This window comes from Micrococcus sp. M4NT (genome assembly GCF_033790745.1).
GTDB lineage: Bacteria > Actinomycetota > Actinomycetes > Actinomycetales > Micrococcaceae > Micrococcus.
Window position 1 is genome coordinate 214,431 of record NZ_JAMYEH010000001.1, and the last position, 16,482, is coordinate 230,912.

The following is a 16,482-nucleotide window of genomic DNA, read 5'->3' on the forward strand; positions in this document are numbered from 1 at the left end:
CCAGCTCTACGAGGGAGAACGGCGAGATGACCACCCACACGCGCATCCTCATGTCTTCGCCGGATGTGGGCCAAGCCGAAGAAGACGCCGTGGTGGCCGCGATCCGCTCCGGATGGATCGCTCCGCTCGGCCCGGACGTGGACGCCTTTGAAGCGGAGATGGCCGAGCGCATCGGCGTCGGCCACGCCGTGGCATTGTCCTCGGGGACGGCCGCCCTGCACCTGGGACTGCTCACCATGGGCATCGGGCCGGGGGACATCGTGGTGACGTCGACCATGACGTTCGCGGCCACCGCGAATGCCATCGTCTATACCGGAGCCACCCCCTACTTCGTCGACAGTGTCGAGGCGACCGGGAACATGGACCCTGACCTGCTCGAAGAGGCGCTGACGGCCCTGGAGTCGGCGGGTACCCCCGCCCGTGCCGTGGTGCCCGTGGACTTGCTCGGCAAGGCCTGCGACTACACCCGCCTGATGGAGATCGCCGAGCGCCATCAGGTCCCGGTCTTCGCGGACGCTGCCGAGTCCCTCGGTGCTTCGCATGCGGGCACGCCTGCCGGCAGGTTCGGACGGGCCTCCGCGTTCTCTTTCAACGGGAACAAGATCATGACCACATCGGGGGGCGGCATGCTCCTCACGGACGACGCCGACATGGCGGGTCGTGTGCGCTACCTCGCCACGCAGGCCCGTCAGCCGGTCACCCACTACGAGCACACGGACATTGGCTACAACTACCGCCTGAGCAACCTCCTGGCTGCGCTGGGCCGCGCTCAGCTGGGTCGGCTCGACGCGATGATCGCACGGCGCCGCGAGTGGCGCGAACGCTATCGGGATCTCGTGGCTCAGGTGCCAGGTGTGGAGATCTTCGGAGGCGCGGACGACACAGGGGACAACTGCTGGCTCACCTCTTTGGTGATTGACCCGGATGTCGCTCCCCTGCCGGTGAGCGATCTGCGGCTGCGGCTGGACGAGGCCGCGATCGAGTCCCGTCCTCTGTGGAAGCCCATGCACCTGCAGCCGGTCTTCGCCGACGCCCCCAGACTGGTCAACGGCGCCAGCCAGCGGCTCTTCGAAACCGGTCTGACCCTGCCCAGCGGCAGCGCGCTGTCCACCGAGGCCATCGATCGGGTCCTCTCCGCACTCGCGGCGGCGTGGGGGGTGGACCCATCGTGACCCTCTACCCCCGAGTCAAACGTGTCGGTGATGCCACGCTGGCAGGGCTGGGGCTGGTCGTGACGGCTCCTCTCATGGCCGGCACCGCCGCTGCGGTGGCGGTGAAGCTGGGCCGCCCGGTGCTGTTCGCTCAACCGCGGCCCGGCCGCGACGGCCGGGTGTTCACGATGTACAAGTTCCGTTCGATGCTCACCCTGGACGCGGAAGCCGGACGGATCACCAATGAGGACAGGATGACGCCGTTCGGTGCTCTCCTCCGATCGACGAGCCTGGATGAGCTCCCGTCACTGTGGAATGTTGTGAAAGGGGACATGAGCCTCGTCGGGCCGCGCCCTCTGAGGCAGAAGTATCTCGGGCGCTATTCCGACACCCAGCGCACTCGGCACAGCGTCCGTCCCGGCCTGACGGGACTTGCTCAGGTCTCGGGCCGGAACGCTCTCAGTTGGGACGATCGATTCGACCTCGACGTCCAGTACGTGGCGTCCATGAGCGCGCTTCTGGATCTGAAGATCATTGCCAGGACCGTCTCCAAGGTGCTGCGTCGAGATGGCGTCCAAGAGGAGGGCCAAGCCACGATGAGTGAGTTCTTCGGCCCAACGCGAGTGGATGCGCTGACGCTGCGGCGCTTGGCCTCGGACGACCTGTCCGACAGGGTCGAGTGGCTGCGGGATCCTTCAGTGCGCGCAGGCATCACGATCGACTTCTGGCCCACTCTCGACGGCATGCGCAGCTGGTATCAGCGGGCCAGCCGGAACGAGCACCGAGAGGACTTCGTGTGTGTCGAGATCGAGGAGGGCACCCCGCTGGCCATGACCGGGTGGACCGACGAGGCTGACGGAGTGGCGGAACTGTACATCTACGTCCGACCGCAGGCGCAGGGCCGGGGAGTCGGTCGCCGGACCCTGCAGATGCTCGAAGCGCGAGCGCGTCAAGCCGGGCTGACGCAGCTGCTTCTGGAGACCAAAAGGGCCAACGCGGCCGCGTACCGGCTCTACGAAGGGCTCGGGTATGTCGTCGACCCGGGGCGGTCGACGGAGACCAAGATCGCTATGAAGAAGGAACTGTGATGACACCGGTGAAGCCGACAGTCATCCTGGGATCCGCGGGGCGCCGTCTGTACCTGATCGAGTGGTTCCGTGACGCCTTCGCGGAAGCCGGGGTTCGCGGCCAAGTGGTCATTGCTGAAGGGGATCCCTCCAGCGCTGCGTTCTCCGCAGGAGACCGCGGATGTCTCCTTCCCCGCTATGACGACCCGGACTTCGAGCAGGCATTCTGGGCCATGATCGACGACGTGGCCCCGGACCTCTACGTGCCGCTCAACGACTACGAGATTGAGCGTCTGGGCAAGGGCATCGCTGCACGCCTCCGGACCCGGGGTGTCTTGGTGCCCGGTGTGGGGACGCGGTGGACCTCGGCGTCATCGGATAAGCACCAGATGTACGAGGAGCTCTCGTCGCATGGAATCCCCACTCCATGGACGGTCCTTGGGGACGACGAGGACGCCATCCGCGTGCTCGCCCGGGACGAGGAGCCGGTGGTCGTCAAGCATCGCTTTGGTTCGGGCTCGTCGGGGGTCGAGTTCGCCGTGGGGGAGGGCATCCATCAGGCCGTGGAACGCAGCGCCCGGACTTCACCAGGGCCGTCAGGGGACGGTGACCCTCGTCGGCGGGTCGTCGTCCAGCCTCGCCTCGACGGACACGAGTATGGCGTCGACCTGGTCTGTGACCTGAAGGCTCCCGGGGTCCTCCACGGTGTCCTGGCTCGACGCAAATATCGAATGCGTGCGGGCGAGACGGACAAGGCCGTGTCGGCGAACGCTGAACCTTTCCAGAGGGTAGCCGCTGACTTGGCACGGCTGATGGAGGTGCGAGGGATCGTCGACACCGACATGTTCGTAACCTCCAACGGGACGGTGTCGGTCATCGACATCAACCCCCGGTTTGGGGGTGGCTACCCGTTCGTCCATCTGGCTGGGGCCGACGTCCCCCTGCTCTACGTCCAGCAGGCCCTGGGACTGGAGCCCAGCCCCGAAGCGCTCGCATACGACGTCGGAGTCGTCTCAGCGAAGTTCGAGTCCGTCCGCATCACGACGAAGGAGCAAGACGCCGGATGAGGATCGTCATCGTCAGTCAGTTCTTCCATCCTGAGCCCGCGATCACGGTGAACGAGCTGTGCCGGAGGCTCGTCGCCGACGGTCACGATGTCCACGTGGTCACCGGGTATCCCAACCGTCCCGGGGGCAGGCTCTATGACGGCTACCGGCAGCGACTCCGTCACACGGAGACGTGGGAGGGAGCAGTTGTCCACCGTGTGCCCCTCCTGATCAATCACGACCGTCATGCCGCCCGACGCATCGGAAACTTCGTGTCGTTCGCTCTTGCCAGCCTGCTGAAGACACGCATCGGCGGCTCGGCCGATGTCGTGTACGTGTACGCGACACCCATGACAGCGGCGGTCGCCCCCCTTGTCTGGAGGAAACTCTTCGACACCCCCTACGTCCTGCATGTCCAGGACCTCTGGCCGGAGTCGGTGACGGAATCCGGGATGCTCGGACGCGGCGTCGTCGTCCGCGCTGCCGACCTGATCCTTCGGCAGTTCGTCGGACGGCTCTATCGAGAGGCCTCCCACGTGGTGGCCATCGCCCCGAGGATGGCCGGCACCCTGGCTGCCCGCGGGGTGCCCGCTGACCGTCTGCACACCTCGTTGAACTGGGCGGACGAGAGGTCGGTGTCGCCGGTGGATCGCGTCCCTGAAGAAGGCGGACCCGTGCGGTTCGTCTATGCCGGCAACATCGGAGTCTTCCAGGACGTGGGGACGATCCTCGAGGCGGCCGCGATGCTGCAGGACCTGCCTGGGGTGCACATCGACGTCTTCGGAGATGGGACGGAGCTGCCCGGCTTGCTCGAGCGCTCACGCGCACTGACCAACATCACCTTCCATGGACGAGTGCCGAGGACTGAGATGGCGGAGGTGTATCGCAGGTCTGACTTCCAACTCATCACGCTGCGCGATCTGCCCCTGTTCCGAGGGACCATCCCCTCGAAGTTCCAGGGAGCCATGGCAGCCGGCATTCCCGTCGTGACGTCCGTCCCTGGGGACGTCAACGCATTGGTCTCCAATCACGGCGTCGGGCTGACCGCTCGCCCCGAGGACCCGAAGGACCTGGCGGCCGCCATCCGGCGTGCTGCAGAACTGACCGACGAGGAGCGTAAGAGCATGCGTGACCAGGCCAGGAACTTCTATCGTGCCCGCATGTCAGTCGACCAAGGGTACGCGCGTCTCAGAACCCTCCTGGAGCGGGCTGGCACCAGCCGAGTCCGCTCTGCTCGTCACCGACTGCAGAAGAATGGAGATCCCCGATGACCTCTCCCGCACTCAAGATCCTGATCACCGGTGGCACCGGATCGTTCGGGCACACCGTGACCCAGAAGCTGCTGGAACGTGAGGACGTGGCGGAGATCCGTATTCTCAGCCGCGACGAAGCCAAGCAGGACCAGATGCGCCATGACCTCGGCGACGACCGTCTGCGCTTCTATCTGGGCGACATCCGGGACTACACCAGCGTGTGCCGCGCGGTCAGGGAAGTGGACTACGTGTTCCACGCGGCCGCCCTCAAGCAGGTGCCCTCCTGTGAGTTCTTCCCGATGGAGGCCGTCCGGACCAACATCCACGGGTCGGGCAATGTGGTCCGCGCCTCCGATGAGGCCGGCGTCCGCTCGCTGGTGTGCCTGTCGACGGACAAGGCCGTCTACCCGGTGAACGCGATGGGCATGTCCAAGGCTCTGATGGAGAAGGTGGCACTGTCCCACGGGCTCAACAATCCGACCGCCGCGACCACCGTCTCCTGCGTGCGCTACGGCAACGTCATGTATTCGCGCGGTTCCGTGATCCCCCTCTTCATCCGTCAGCTCAAGTCCGGCAAGAACCTCACGGTGACAAATCCAGAGATGACGCGGTTCATGATGTCCCTGGCAGACTCCGTGTCTCTCGTGGAGTTCGCCTGGGAGAACGCCAGGCAGGGCGACCTCTTCATCCGCAAGGCACCCTCCTGCACCATCGGCACCCTGGCCCAGGCCGTCATCAACCTGTTCCAGTCGGACGCTCAGGTGGACGTCATTGGTACTCGGCACGCCGAGAAGCTCTCGGAGGCCCTGGCCAGCCGGGAGGAGCTGTCCCGCGCGGAGGACATGGGCGAGTATTTCAGGATCCGTGCCGACGCGCGGGATCTGAACTACAAGGTCTACGTGGACGAGGGGGACAAGGCGCTCACGCAATACGACGACTATGACTCCAACACGGTGGAGCTGCTGTCAGTGACCGAAGTCGAGGACCTTCTTCTGACTTTGCCTGACGTTCGCAGGGAGCTCGACCTGGCGGGCATTCGAGTGGAGGAACGCTGAGCATGGCGCGATACGTGATGACCGGCGGACATGGATTCCTGGGGCTCCATACCCGTGCTGCCCTGCAGGACCACGGCCATGAGGTCCGCTTCATTCCGATGGGGGAGCGATTCGACGCGTCCCAGGCTCGCGCGGCTCTCGACGGCGCCGACCAGCTGCTTCACCTGGCGGGGGTCAACAGAGGGACGGACGGAGAAGTCGCAGACGGCAACAGGCTGTTCGCGCAGCAGGTGTGTGACGTGCTCCTCGAAGTCGACCGCGCGCCAGCCCGGGTGGTCTTCGCCAACAGCGTCCAAGCGTCCAACGGCTCTGTGTACGGTGAGGCCAAGTCGGCGGCGGGGGAGATGCTGTCCCGTGCTGCAACCTCCCGGGGTGCCTCGTACGACGACGTCCGCCTGCCCAACCTGTTCGGCGAGTTCGGCCGCCCCTTCTACAACGCGGTCACAGCGACGTTCTGTCATCTGATCGCCGCTGGAGAGGAGCCTCAGGTCCACCAGGATCGGGAACTGACCCTCCTGCATGCGCAGAACGCGGTGGACGTCCTGATCGGGACCGTGCCGGTGTCAGCGATGGCGGACCTAGCGGTGAACGAGACGGTAGGCGGTCTCGCCCGGCGGCTGACCGCGATGGCACGGGTCTATGAGCGTACGGAGATCCCCGATCTGGCGTCTCCCTTCGATCGTGACCTGTTCAACACCTACCGGTCCTACCTGTACCCCGGCGGGCTGCCGCTCGACATCATTCGCCATGCCGACGCCCGCGGCTCGTTCTTCGAGATCGTTCGCGCGCACGGGGGATCGGGTCAGACGTCGTTCTCCACCACTGCCCCCGGGGTCACGCGCGGCGACCACTACCATCGCCGCAAGGTGGAGAGATTCACGGTCCTCGCAGGGGAGGCCGAGATCTCGCTGCGCAAGCTGGGGACGTCCGACGTGCACACTTTCCGGGTAAACGGCGAGACCCCGGTCTCCGTTGACATGCCCACGCTCGTGTCGCACAACATCACCAACGTGGGCGACGACACGCTGTACACCGCGTTCTGGACCAACGACATCTTCGACCCCAAGAACCCCGACACGATTCCTGAGGTGGTGTGACCATGAGCGGTCGCCTGAAAGTTATGACCGTGGTGGGCACGCGCCCGGAGATCATCCGCCTGGCGTGTGTCATCCGCCGGCTGGAGAAGCACACGGACCACGTGCTGGTCCATACCGGGCAGAACTACGACTACAACCTCAACGGCGTCTTCTTCGAGGATCTCCGTCTGCGCGCCCCGGACCACTTCCTCGAGGCGGACACCTCGTCTCTGGGCAGTGTCCTAGGCGACGTCCTGAAGGGGACGGAGAGGGTGATCCTGGAGGAGAAGCCGGACGCGATGGTTGTCCTGGGGGACACCAACAGCTGCGTATCCGCCATCATGGGCAAGCGCATGAAGGTGCCGGTGTTCCACCTGGAGGCGGGCAACCGCTCCTTCGATCCCAACGTGCCAGAAGAGATCAACCGACACCTGGTGGACCATGTCAGCGACTACAACCTGGTCTACACGGAGCACTCCCGGCGCAATCTTCTCGCCGAGGGCCTTCACCCCGCCTCGCTGCTGGTGATGGGTTCCCCGATGCTGGAGGTCCTGACCTCGTACCGTGACCGGATCGAGGCCTCTGATGTGCTCGAGCGTCTGGGACTCACCCCCGGGGAGTACCTCCTGGCCAGTGTGCACAGGGAGGAGAACGTGGACCGCCAGGACCGGCTGGAGAAGGTCCTGGCGTCCCTGGCCGCGGTAGCGGAGGACCAGGGCGTGCCGTTCTTGGTCTCCACCCATCCACGAACGCGCAAGCGGATCGAGGCCTTCCACCTGAATGCCGACAGCAACCTGCGGCTGCACGAGCCCCTGGGCTTCCACGACTACAACAAGCTGCAGCTCAATGCGCGGTGTGTGATCTCGGATTCCGGCACCATCTCCGAAGAGTCATCCATGCTTGGCTTCCCAGCGGTCACCTTGAGGGACGCCATCGAGCGCCCGGAGGCGATCGACACCGGTGCCATCATCGCCACCGGGCTGGATCCCGAGGATGTCGTGGACGCGGTCCGCATGACCATCGAGGACTTCACCGTCGACGGGCGCCCCACGATCCCCGACGACTACACGATCACGGACTCGTCCCGCCGCGTGGTGAACTTCATCCGCACCAATGCGGCCACGCACCACCTGAGAAAGGGGGTGCGGCGGTGAGAGTGCTCCTCACGACGGCGGGTTTTCCCCCCGCCTATCTGGGCGGCGGGCCCATCCGCACGATCTCCGCGATGCTCTCCGCCGCCCCGGCCTCCCATGAGACGTTTGTCCTGACCTCCAACCACGATCTGGGCCGGCTGGAGCGACTGGTGGAGGAGAACAGCACATGGCAACGCGTGGGCACGGCGCGTGTCCTCTACGTGGATCGCGGGCCTGCGGCTTGGATCCGCGCCGTGCGCCGTGGTCTGCGGGAGGACCCGGACGTGGTCTATGTCAACAGCCTCTTCAGTCCGCAGTTCTCCCTCGCGACCATAGCCCTGGTCCGGCTGTCTCGATACAGGCCTGCACTTGTCATCGCGCCCCGTGGTGAGCTGAGCCCCGGGGCGCTGGCCATCAAGAGCCGCAAGAAAGCCACCTTCTTGGCAATGCTCCGACGAACGCGGGCCTTCTCCAGAGTCCTGTGGCACGCGTCCACACCGATCGAGGCCGGGCACATCCGGGATGTGTTCGGACCGGGGGCCAGGATCATCGTCCGCGAGGACGACACGGGTCTGCCCCTGCGCGCCGATCGTCCTGGACCCGTCGCCCGTGAGGGCCGACGGCCCCTGAATATAGTCTTCATGTCCCGCCTCGCTCGGAAGAAGGGCCTGCACGTCCTGTTGCGGGCGCTGGCCTCTGTAGATGAGGCCGTCGACCTCTGCGTCGTCGGCCCCGAGGAGGACCCGGACTACGCGCGCGAATGCCATGACCTCGCCTCCCACCTGCCGGCGCACATCCGCGTGCGTTTCCTGGGCGCCGTGCCGCACGAGCGCATCCGCGCCACCCTGGGGGAGTTCGACGTCATGGCGCTCCCCACGGCTGGCGAGAACTTCGGGCACGTGATCCCCGAGGCCCTCTCGGTGGGGTGCCCCCTGATCCTGACGGATACGACGCCCTGGACACCCGTCATCCGCTCCCACGGCGCCGGCGTCATATTAGTTAACCAGGAACCGTCCCGGTGGGCGGCAGCGATCGCGGACTATGCGCGCCGCGGTTCGGACGAGTGGTCGGCCAAGCGGCAGGCCGCGGCCGGAGCATACGACGCGTGGCGGGCCACGCAGGTCCAGCCGCACTTCTTCGACATGCTGGATCGGGCGTTGGAGGATGCACGTGCGGACTGACCCGGCGCCGACGGACAGGCCGATGCCCCGCATTCTCGCGACGGGGGTATGGTGAACGGCTTCGCGGGCTTCCTCCGGAGGGTTCTCACCTACGCCCGGATGTACTCAGCACTGCTGACGGCGCTCTTGACCAGTATCTCTGGCCTAGCCGTGTCCATTACCGTGGCCCGTAACGCCTCGGTCGACGAGATGGCTCGCTTCGCCGTCGCTTTCGCCGTGTATCTGTTGGTGACGGGCATGACAAAGGCCATGGTGGCCGAGCCGCTCTCCGCCGCCCTACCCGACGCCCGTGGTGTTCGGGCGGGAGGCGGGGTCAACGCGTCCTGGTCTCTGCTCTTCGGGGGGCTGGCGATCGGCACAGGGCTCCTGGTCAGTTCTCCCTATCTGCTGCTCGTCGGTCTCACCGCCCATGGCGTGTGCCTGGGAGAGTTCTCCAAGTCCGTGTCGACGGCTTTCTTGAATCCCTGGACGGCGGTGTGGCAGGAGGCAGGTCGGCTCGTGCTGTTCCTGGCGATGCTGCTCTCCTTAGGAAGCGGGAGCAACCCGGTGGTAACGTTCGGTGCCTGGCTAGTCGCCGGCGCCGTGGCCGGCTACGCCGGGGCCCTCGCTCAGCGGCTTGCCCTGCGGCCGGCGCGGCGTCATCCCTTGATTCCCACCCGCATGTCGCTCTCCTACGCCGCGGACCATCTGCTGGGGGACGGGACCACGCAGTTGGGGACCTTCGGCATCGCGGTATGGGCGCCCCCCAGCACCAACGCCGGCATGCGGGGCGTGGGCACGCTCCTTGGCCCGGTCGCCACCCTGGTGGCCGCGGGCCGGCCCCTCATCATCCCGTTCCTGTCGCGGGGACGCAGACGGGGTGTGGCTGCAGGATCCACCCGTCATCTGGTGCTGGCGATGGTCCTGATGGCGGTGCCGATGCTTGTGGTGGTGAACTGGATCCCCGATACTCTCGGCGAGGCCATCCTGGGAGACACCTGGGGCGTTGCCAAGCCCCTCCTGCCCATCATGTCTGTCGAGGCTGTCCTCGCGATGCTGAGCACGATCGCCTATGCCGGTCACCGCAGCTATGCGGCCCAGGGCCGCACTCTTCGCATCCGCTGCGCGGTCTCACCGGTCCGCCTCGCCTTCATAGTAGGGGGTGGTGCGTGGGCGGGGCTACTGGGTGCGGCTTGGGGGACACTGATCGCCACGATGACCTCCTCCGCCGTGTGGTGGATGAGCTATAGCAACCTCATGAAGAAGGAGGACTGACATGAAGATCGGCGCCGTGCTTCTGGGAGAGGCAGGCAATTACGGGGACGACCTGATTCTCGTAGCCGTCCTATCCGCGATTCGCGATGCGGACCCCACCGCGGAGGTCGCGTTCCTTTCATTCGGTAACCCGCTCCCGCTCGCGGAATTGATGGAGGTCTTCGCACTCCCCCCGGTCCTCGAACGCCGGCGGCACGGGGCTGCAACGGTGTGGCCGCTGCGCCACACGCTGTTCGCCGACAGGGACCTGGTCATCTTCGGAGGGGGGGGACTGCTGGAGACATCGCACCATCCCCGACGGCCCTACCACTGGCTTGGTTCCTTGCCCCCGCGCGGTTCCCAGGCCCCGGTGGTGGGGGTTGGACTGGGCATTGGTCCGGTCAGCGAACACTGGCAACGATTCTTCAGGCGGACCCCCTCTCCGTTCTCCCACCTCCACGTCCGCGACGCCGAGTCGGCACAGCTGAGCCGCTCATGGGGCTGGGACACACAGGTCTGCGAAGACTTCATCCACGGCGCGTTCCTGCGGCAGTGGCTCGAAGCAGCGGGAGTCAGCCCAGGCGTGGCCGGCACGGACTCCGGTCCGCGTCGGCTCGGAGTGAGCTTGCGGGAATGGCCGGGCGCGGACGAGCGGCGCATGGCGCGGTTCATCATGGAGGTTGCCAAGGCTGAGTCCTGCACCGCCGTGGACTTCTACACCCTGGAGTCGAAGAACGGCCGCGGAGTGGATGTCGAGTACGTCCACCGTGTGGGAGCACTCGTGGACGGCCTCGACAGCTCCTTCCAGGTCTACGACTCGCATAACCTCCTTGGCTTCACCCGGTCCATGGCGTCGGTGGATGTGGCCATCTCCATGAAGCTGCACTCCAGCGCCATCTGGGCCGCGGCCGAGATCCCCATGTACCCGGTCATCTACGCGCCGAAGATGGCGGCGTTCTTCGACCGTCCCTACCGTGGGCTGGAGCTCATCGCCCAGCGCGTCGCGCCCGGGGCGCCGGGGGAGCGCGTCTCGGCGCAGGACGTGGTACGGGCCGCCCTCCGTTCCGCGGAGGCGGGAGAGCTGCCCAGACCGGAATGGCGGCCGTCGACGGTATGGTCGGCGGCTCAGCAGGCGCGATCATTGGCGGTCGGCGCCATCAACAAGTGTCGGGAGATGAGGAGAGACAACCGTGCGCGTTAGAGATGTCAGAGGAGGGTTCCGCCTCACGCCGCATCGCGTCGCCGCCGCGTTAGCGCGGCGAGCAATGTTGCCCGCCAACTACGCGCGCCTTGTCACTCTGTCCCAAATGTCGCGCGCTGCCGTGGTGAATCCTGAGTCGGATGTGATCGTGACGCTCACCACTCACGGGCCGCGGCTCAAGACCGTCCATCTGACGATCGAGTCAATAGCGCGGGGGACGTATCTGCCCGGCCGCATCATCCTCTACCTGGACGCGCCCATGCCCAGAGAGCTGCCCCCCGGCCTGACCCGTCTGATGAGGCGCGGACTCGAGATCCGAGAGTCCGCGGGACGATTCGGACCCCACACGAAGTATTTTCCGTATGTTTCGGACGCCCCCGAAGGGTCAGGACGCCACGTCACCGCGGATGATGACATCGTCTACCCGAGGGAATGGCTGGAGGAACTCGTCACCGTGTCCGACGCCCATCCACAGGACATCGTGTGCCATCGTGCGCACCGCATCACGCTGGACGATACGGGTGAGCGTCTGCTGCCCTATGCCCAGTGGGAGTGGGCCGGCGTGCCAGGCGCGTCCCACCGCAACTTCCTCACTGGCGTATCAGGTGTGCTCTATCCGGAAGAGATGCAGAGCAGTCTGCGTATGCGGGGCAGCGCCTTCATGGAGGTGTGTCCTCGCGCTGACGATATCTGGCTCAACTGGGTGGCCTTGCGCAGCGGGATCAAGGTGCGTCAGGTGGCGGACCGACCCCACGACTACCCCACGTTGATGTCGACGCAGGCCGTGAGCCTGCTCTCCAGCAATGTGGACGATGGGGCGAACAACGCACAGTTTGACGCCACGTACTCCGCGGAGGACGTGCGACTCCTCCGAGCTTTGGGCGACCCCCGGTCCGGCTCCGGGTCCGAGGGTAGCGGTTCGCCGCGGTGAACCGTCCGGACCTTCCGTATGCCTGCCGACGGACGCAGGCACCGGGCCGATGCAGGGAGGGTGAAAAGTGAGAGGCGCACGCGATGGAAGGCTGATGAGGACTGTGAGGACGCGGACCGATCACGCGCACCCGGCGGGGAATGGCACACCCGGGTCTCGCGTCCAGCAGCGCGCCGCCGCAACCTCGACAACTCGACGACGTTTGGGCGTCGTCGGCAACGCCGCCGTCACATTTGTTCAGGAGTTCCCGGCGACCTTCATGGTGATCGCCCCCTTCCTGATCCTCATCCTGCCGCCGGCTTTCTTGAATCAGAATCCCCGGACCGGATTCATCGTCCTGCTGGCCGCAGCCGCTGGAGGAACCACGTTTGTCTCAGAATGGTTCTCTCGCACCGTGGCGCGCAGCCGACATGGACTACGACATCGACGCACGGTGATCCGCCGCAGCGTCGAGGGCACGTCCTACAGATCCGCCCGCGCCTCGTTCATGGTCGGTGCCGCATTGGTCGTCCTGACGGTTGCGGCCAAGGTGTCCGCTGCCCAGCTCGGCATCGGAGCCATCGACGCGCAGGTTCAAGGCAAGACCGGCGTCACCGGTACCATCGGGGCCGTCGTCTCCCTTCTCACAGGTTTCGACGTCATCGGGGTCGCGCTCTTGGTCTGGGGGCGCCTCTGTAGGGGCGGAGCGCGCGTCACCTTCTGGCTGCTCATCGGAGGCTCCGTGGTGGCCGCATTCGGCCAGGCCCTGATGCTCGGCATCACCGCGCCCGCCTTTCGCTACACCATCTTTGTGGCGGTGATGTTGCTGCTCACAGGTCTCCTGACGCCCCGGGCGGGCCTGATGCTCGCGCTGCTGCTCGTCGTCCTCTGGCCCGCCCTCTATCTGGTGCGTAACGCCATCCGCATGGACCTCGGTGTGTGGGTCTCGCAGGATCTCGGGGCATACGACCGGTTGGGCTATGACCGGCAAGTCGCGAGGGCGGCGGGCTTCGAACCTGGGGTGGACATCGGTCAGATCGGGGCAGGGGACATCTTCCGCTTCGGACTTATTCCCCGCATTCTCGACCCGGATCGCCCGCCGCTGAACACGGCATTCCTCATCAATTCAGAGCTCCTTGGCGGTACGAGCACGTCCGCGAGTACCTTTCTCGCTGCGGGGACGGCATTGGTGCTTCTGGGGGTGGGCGGATTCCTCATCCTATACCTCGTTATCGGTGCTCTGCCGAGCGCCGTGTTCGACGGGCCGCGCCGTCCTGGCGCGTACTCGTTCTGCTTACTGGCGGTGGTGGTAGCCGGACCCCTCGACTGGTTCTCTTACTATCCGGACTCCATCGTCGGATCGCTGCAGCAGGTGGTATATCTGATCCCCGTAATCTTGATGCGTGAGATCGCGCAACGTTACCGCTGGCGTCGTCCTCCACGGGGCGGATGGACATAGTTCCTGGAGAACAACCCGCCGAGAGGCGCGCACGAGATGTCTGCTACGAGCCTGACCAAGGGCGCAGCGACTCACGAGTCCGTGCCGCCGCGTCGCGAACCACGGCGCGCAGCGGGGCCACCGTGTCGCCCGCGTCCGCGCCCTCGGCGGGGGGCGCGGCGGCCGCCTCGCGCTCCACCCTGCGCTGACGCTCGGCGGCGGTGCCCTCGGCCATCATCGTGCGCACGTGGGCCAACTCGGCCTCGCACTCCAGCTCGCGGGCCACCGGGGCCAGCCGGTCCAGTTCGTCGGAAAGGTGCTCGGCCACCGGCACCGTGGTGCCCGCGGCGTCCATGACGACCTCGGCCTGCATGCCGTAGCGCGCCGCCCGCCACTTGTTCTCCGCCACGTACCAGGGCGGGAGGATCGCCGGCGGCTCCTGGCCGCGCTCGAGACCGGCGGAGAGGTCGTGCACGAGGCACTGCGTGAGGGCGGTGACGGCGGCGATCTCCTCGATCGTGGCCATGCCGTCGCACGCGCGCATCTCCACCGTGCCCAGGCGGGGCACGGCGCGCACGTCCCAGCGGCACTCGGTCGCGTCGTTCACCATCCCCACCTGCACCATCTGCTCGAGGCACCGCTCGAAGTCCCGGTAGTCCTCGAACTGGTGGGGCAGCCCCGCCGTGGGCAGCTGCTGGAACACCTGCGTGCGCTGGGACTGGTAGCCGGTGTCCCCGCCGGCCCAGAAGGGGGACGAGGCGGACAGCGCCAGGAAGTGCGGGAAGCGGTTGACCAGGCCGTTCACCACCGGCATGGCCTTGGAGACGTCGTCCAGGCCCACGTGCACGTGCACGCCGAAGATCAGCATCTGCCGCCCCCAGTACTGGGCGATCTCCACCACCTGGTTGTAGCGGTCCTTGTCTGTCACGGGCTGCAGGTTCGGATCCTCGAACGGGTGGGATCCCTGGCAGTACAGGTGCATCCCGCGCCGCTCGGCGGCGTCCAGGATCCCGGAGGCGATGCCCCGCAGCTCCTCGGCGGCCGAGCCCACGGTCCGGTGCACCCCCGTGACCAGCTCCACGGTGTTCTGCAGCATCTCCGCGGTGACGTGCGGATGCTCCTCCTCGGGCCCCAGCCCTGCGGTCTGCAGCGCCTCGGCGATGACCTCCGGGGCCTCGGCACGCAGGTCGCCGGTGACGGCGTCCACGAGTGCGAGCTCCCACTCGATGCCGAGGGTGGACTGCGCCGACTGCTGGAACGGGAGGCTCATGCAGACATCTTAGAGGCGCGGGCGAGCCCGGCGGGGCGGCGCTGCCCGACCCGGGCCCTAGCCTGGATCCATGGCCGACGACCGCGACCCCCGCCCCTCCGCCGAGGACTCCTCCCCGGACGCCACGCACCTGGCCCCCGCACTGACCGGGGCCGGCCGGGAGCTGTTGGACTCGCTGACCGACGCGGACGTCGCCGACCCGCTGGCCTCCACCACGCGGCTGCGGGCCGCCGGCCACGCCCCCGAGCTCGTGGCCGCGGTGCTCACCCAGGCCGCGCTGCGCCGGGCGGCCCGCACCAAGCTGGGCGACCTCGCCGATCGGATGCTCTTCACTCGCGACGGGCTCGAGCAGGCCACCCGCCGGGTCGTGGCCGAACGCCGCGCTGAGCGGTTCACGGCGGCCGGGCTGCGCTCGGTGGCGGACCTGGGCTGCGGGATCGGGGCCGATGCCCTCGGCCTTGCGCGCGCCGGGCTGTCCGTCGTCGCCGTGGAGCGGGACCCCGTGGTGGCCGCCGTGGCCGCCGCCAACATGGCCGCGCTGGCGCCCGGGGCGCGGGTGGAGGAGGGGGACGCGCTCGCGTGGGCGGGCGCCCACGCCGACGATGTGGACGCCCTGTGGTTCGATCCGGCCCGACGCCGGATCTCCAGCTCGGGCTCGGCGCGCGTGTTCGACCCGGAGGCATTCTCCCCGCCGCTGTCCTTCGTCCTGGGGCTGGCCGCCGAGGGGCGCGCGGTGGGCGCCAAGCTCGGCCCGGGGCTGCCGCACGAGCACGTCCCCGCGGAGGCCGAGGCGGAATGGGTCTCCGTGGACGGCGACGTCGTCGAGGTGGTGCTGTGGTTCAACGCGCTGACGACGGCCCCGGGGGTCCGCGCGGCCGCCGTCATCGACACGCGGAGACCCCGGCCGTCCGTCGCCGTGCTGCGCGATCGTCCCGGCGGCTCGCCCGCCCTCGAGTCCGTGGGGGAGGCGGGACTGGACGCCCTGCCGGGCTGCGTCCTCCACGAGCCCGACGGCGCCGTGATCCGCGCGGGCCTCGTCGCGGACCTCGGCGCCGCATGGGAGGAGGGCGGCGCGGTGGCCCGGCTGCTCGACCCGCACCTGGCCTACCTCGTGACCGAGGCCCCCGTGCCCTCCCCGCTGGCGCGCGGATACCGGGTGGAGGCCGTCCACCCCCTCGACGTGAAGGCGCTGCGCCGCTGGGTGCGCGAGCGCGGCATCACCCGCCTGGACGTGAAGAAGCGCGGCGTGGACGTGCGCCCGGAGGAGCTGCGGGCCCGCCTGCTCGCGGGGGCGGGGAAGGGCGCGGGGAAGAAGGGCCGCCGGGCCGGCGGCGTGGCAGCGGCGGGCGCGCACGGGACCCTCGTCCTCGCCCGCGTCGGCGGACGCCGCGTGGCCCTCGAGGTGACGCCCCTGGACGGGGTGGGCTGAGGGTCTCGATGTCGCCGTCCGACATCGGATCCGCGGAGT

At 67.5% G+C, this 16,482-nt stretch carries 14 protein-coding genes; 13 read left to right on the forward strand and 1 reads right to left on the reverse strand.

The genetic code is table 11. The annotated features are described in order from the left end of the window. The first annotated feature begins 26 nt into the window (after positions 1-26). From NJC10_RS01115 to NJC10_RS01170, 12 genes are all read left to right on the forward strand, one after another. Complete coding sequence (locus NJC10_RS01115; protein WP_319074085.1) at positions 27-1,172, forward strand: DegT/DnrJ/EryC1/StrS family aminotransferase; 1,146 nt, start codon at positions 27-29, stop codon at positions 1,170-1,172. Further along, positions 1,169-2,239 carry a GNAT family N-acetyltransferase gene (locus NJC10_RS01120; protein ID WP_319074086.1) on the forward strand — a complete coding sequence of 357 codons (1,071 nt, stop codon included), beginning with the start codon at positions 1,169-1,171 and terminating at the stop codon, positions 2,237-2,239. The genes NJC10_RS01115 and NJC10_RS01120 overlap by 4 nt, the downstream gene beginning before the upstream one ends. Then, positions 2,239-3,285: an ATP-grasp domain-containing protein gene (locus NJC10_RS01125; RefSeq protein ID WP_319074087.1), complete on the forward strand. Its 1,047-nt coding sequence runs from the start codon at positions 2,239-2,241 to the stop codon at positions 3,283-3,285. Before NJC10_RS01120 ends, NJC10_RS01125 begins: the two co-directional genes overlap by 1 nt. After that, positions 3,282-4,535, forward strand: coding sequence for a glycosyltransferase family 4 protein (locus tag NJC10_RS01130; RefSeq protein ID WP_319074088.1), 1,254 nt, complete (start codon positions 3,282-3,284; stop codon positions 4,533-4,535). Before NJC10_RS01125 ends, NJC10_RS01130 begins: the two co-directional genes overlap by 4 nt. Beyond that, complete coding sequence (locus NJC10_RS01135) at positions 4,532-5,572, forward strand: polysaccharide biosynthesis protein (RefSeq protein WP_319074089.1); 1,041 nt, start codon at positions 4,532-4,534, stop codon at positions 5,570-5,572. The genes NJC10_RS01130 and NJC10_RS01135 overlap by 4 nt, the downstream gene beginning before the upstream one ends. Before the next feature lie 2 nt (positions 5,573-5,574). Further along, positions 5,575-6,669 carry an NAD-dependent epimerase/dehydratase family protein gene (locus NJC10_RS01140; protein WP_319074091.1) on the forward strand — a complete coding sequence of 365 codons (1,095 nt, stop codon included), beginning with the start codon at positions 5,575-5,577 and terminating at the stop codon, positions 6,667-6,669. Between the two features lie 2 nt (positions 6,670-6,671). Then, positions 6,672-7,802 (forward strand): non-hydrolyzing UDP-N-acetylglucosamine 2-epimerase, encoded by a 1,131-nt coding sequence (wecB, locus tag NJC10_RS01145; RefSeq protein WP_319074092.1) that lies wholly within the window; start codon positions 6,672-6,674, stop codon positions 7,800-7,802. A 71-nt stretch (positions 7,803-7,873) separates the two neighbouring features. Then, positions 7,874-8,962 carry a glycosyltransferase gene (locus NJC10_RS01150; RefSeq protein ID WP_319074094.1) on the forward strand — a complete coding sequence of 363 codons (1,089 nt, stop codon included), beginning with the start codon at positions 7,874-7,876 and terminating at the stop codon, positions 8,960-8,962. Positions 8,963-9,013: 51 nt separating this feature from the next. After that, positions 9,014-10,216 carry a hypothetical protein gene (locus NJC10_RS01155; RefSeq protein ID WP_319074096.1) on the forward strand — a complete coding sequence of 401 codons (1,203 nt, stop codon included), beginning with the start codon at positions 9,014-9,016 and terminating at the stop codon, positions 10,214-10,216. A 1-nt stretch (position 10,217) separates the two neighbouring features. Next, entirely contained in the window at positions 10,218-11,396 is a 1,179-nt protein-coding gene (locus NJC10_RS01160) for a polysaccharide pyruvyl transferase family protein (RefSeq protein WP_319074097.1), read from the forward strand. Between the two features lie 106 nt (positions 11,397-11,502). Then, positions 11,503-12,327, forward strand: coding sequence for a hypothetical protein (locus tag NJC10_RS01165; protein WP_319074098.1), 825 nt, complete (start codon positions 11,503-11,505; stop codon positions 12,325-12,327). Positions 12,328-12,586: 259 nt separating this feature from the next. Beyond that, entirely contained in the window at positions 12,587-13,765 is a 1,179-nt protein-coding gene (locus NJC10_RS01170) for a hypothetical protein (RefSeq protein ID WP_319074100.1), read from the forward strand. A gap of 43 nt (positions 13,766-13,808) precedes the next feature. On the opposite strand, the gene NJC10_RS01175 is transcribed toward NJC10_RS01170, so the two are convergent. Next, positions 13,809-15,014: a glutamate--cysteine ligase gene (locus tag NJC10_RS01175; RefSeq protein WP_319074101.1), complete on the reverse strand. Its 1,206-nt coding sequence runs from the start codon at positions 15,012-15,014 to the stop codon at positions 13,809-13,811. A 70-nt stretch (positions 15,015-15,084) separates the two neighbouring features. Between NJC10_RS01175 and NJC10_RS01180 the strand changes: the two genes are divergently transcribed. Next, on the forward strand, positions 15,085-16,443 hold the full coding sequence (locus NJC10_RS01180) for a class I SAM-dependent methyltransferase (RefSeq protein WP_319074102.1): 1,359 nt from the start codon (positions 15,085-15,087) through the stop codon (positions 16,441-16,443). Positions 16,444-16,482: the final 39 nt, after the last annotated feature.

Bases quoted from the DNA above. Each gene is read 5' to 3' on its own strand.
- NJC10_RS01115 (WP_319074085.1), top strand. From the start codon at position 27: ATGACCACCCACACGCGCATCCTCATGTCTTCGCCGGATGTGGGCCAA.
- NJC10_RS01125 (WP_319074087.1), top strand. From the start codon at position 2,239: ATGACACCGGTGAAGCCGACAGTCATCCTGGGATCCGCGGGGCGCCGT.
- NJC10_RS01130 (WP_319074088.1), top strand. From the start codon at position 3,282: ATGAGGATCGTCATCGTCAGTCAGTTCTTCCATCCTGAGCCCGCGATC.
- NJC10_RS01135 (WP_319074089.1), top strand. From the start codon at position 4,532: ATGACCTCTCCCGCACTCAAGATCCTGATCACCGGTGGCACCGGATCG.
- NJC10_RS01140 (WP_319074091.1), top strand. From the start codon at position 5,575: ATGGCGCGATACGTGATGACCGGCGGACATGGATTCCTGGGGCTCCAT.
- wecB (WP_319074092.1), top strand. From the start codon at position 6,672: ATGAGCGGTCGCCTGAAAGTTATGACCGTGGTGGGCACGCGCCCGGAG.
- NJC10_RS01150 (WP_319074094.1), top strand. From the start codon at position 7,874: ATGCTCTCCGCCGCCCCGGCCTCCCATGAGACGTTTGTCCTGACCTCC.
- NJC10_RS01160 (WP_319074097.1), top strand. From the start codon at position 10,218: ATGAAGATCGGCGCCGTGCTTCTGGGAGAGGCAGGCAATTACGGGGAC.
- NJC10_RS01165 (WP_319074098.1), top strand. From the start codon at position 11,503: ATGTCGCGCGCTGCCGTGGTGAATCCTGAGTCGGATGTGATCGTGACG.
- NJC10_RS01170 (WP_319074100.1), top strand. From the start codon at position 12,587: ATGGTGATCGCCCCCTTCCTGATCCTCATCCTGCCGCCGGCTTTCTTG.
- NJC10_RS01175 (WP_319074101.1), bottom strand. From the start codon at position 15,014: ATGAGCCTCCCGTTCCAGCAGTCGGCGCAGTCCACCCTCGGCATCGAG.
- NJC10_RS01180 (WP_319074102.1), top strand. From the start codon at position 15,085: ATGGCCGACGACCGCGACCCCCGCCCCTCCGCCGAGGACTCCTCCCCG.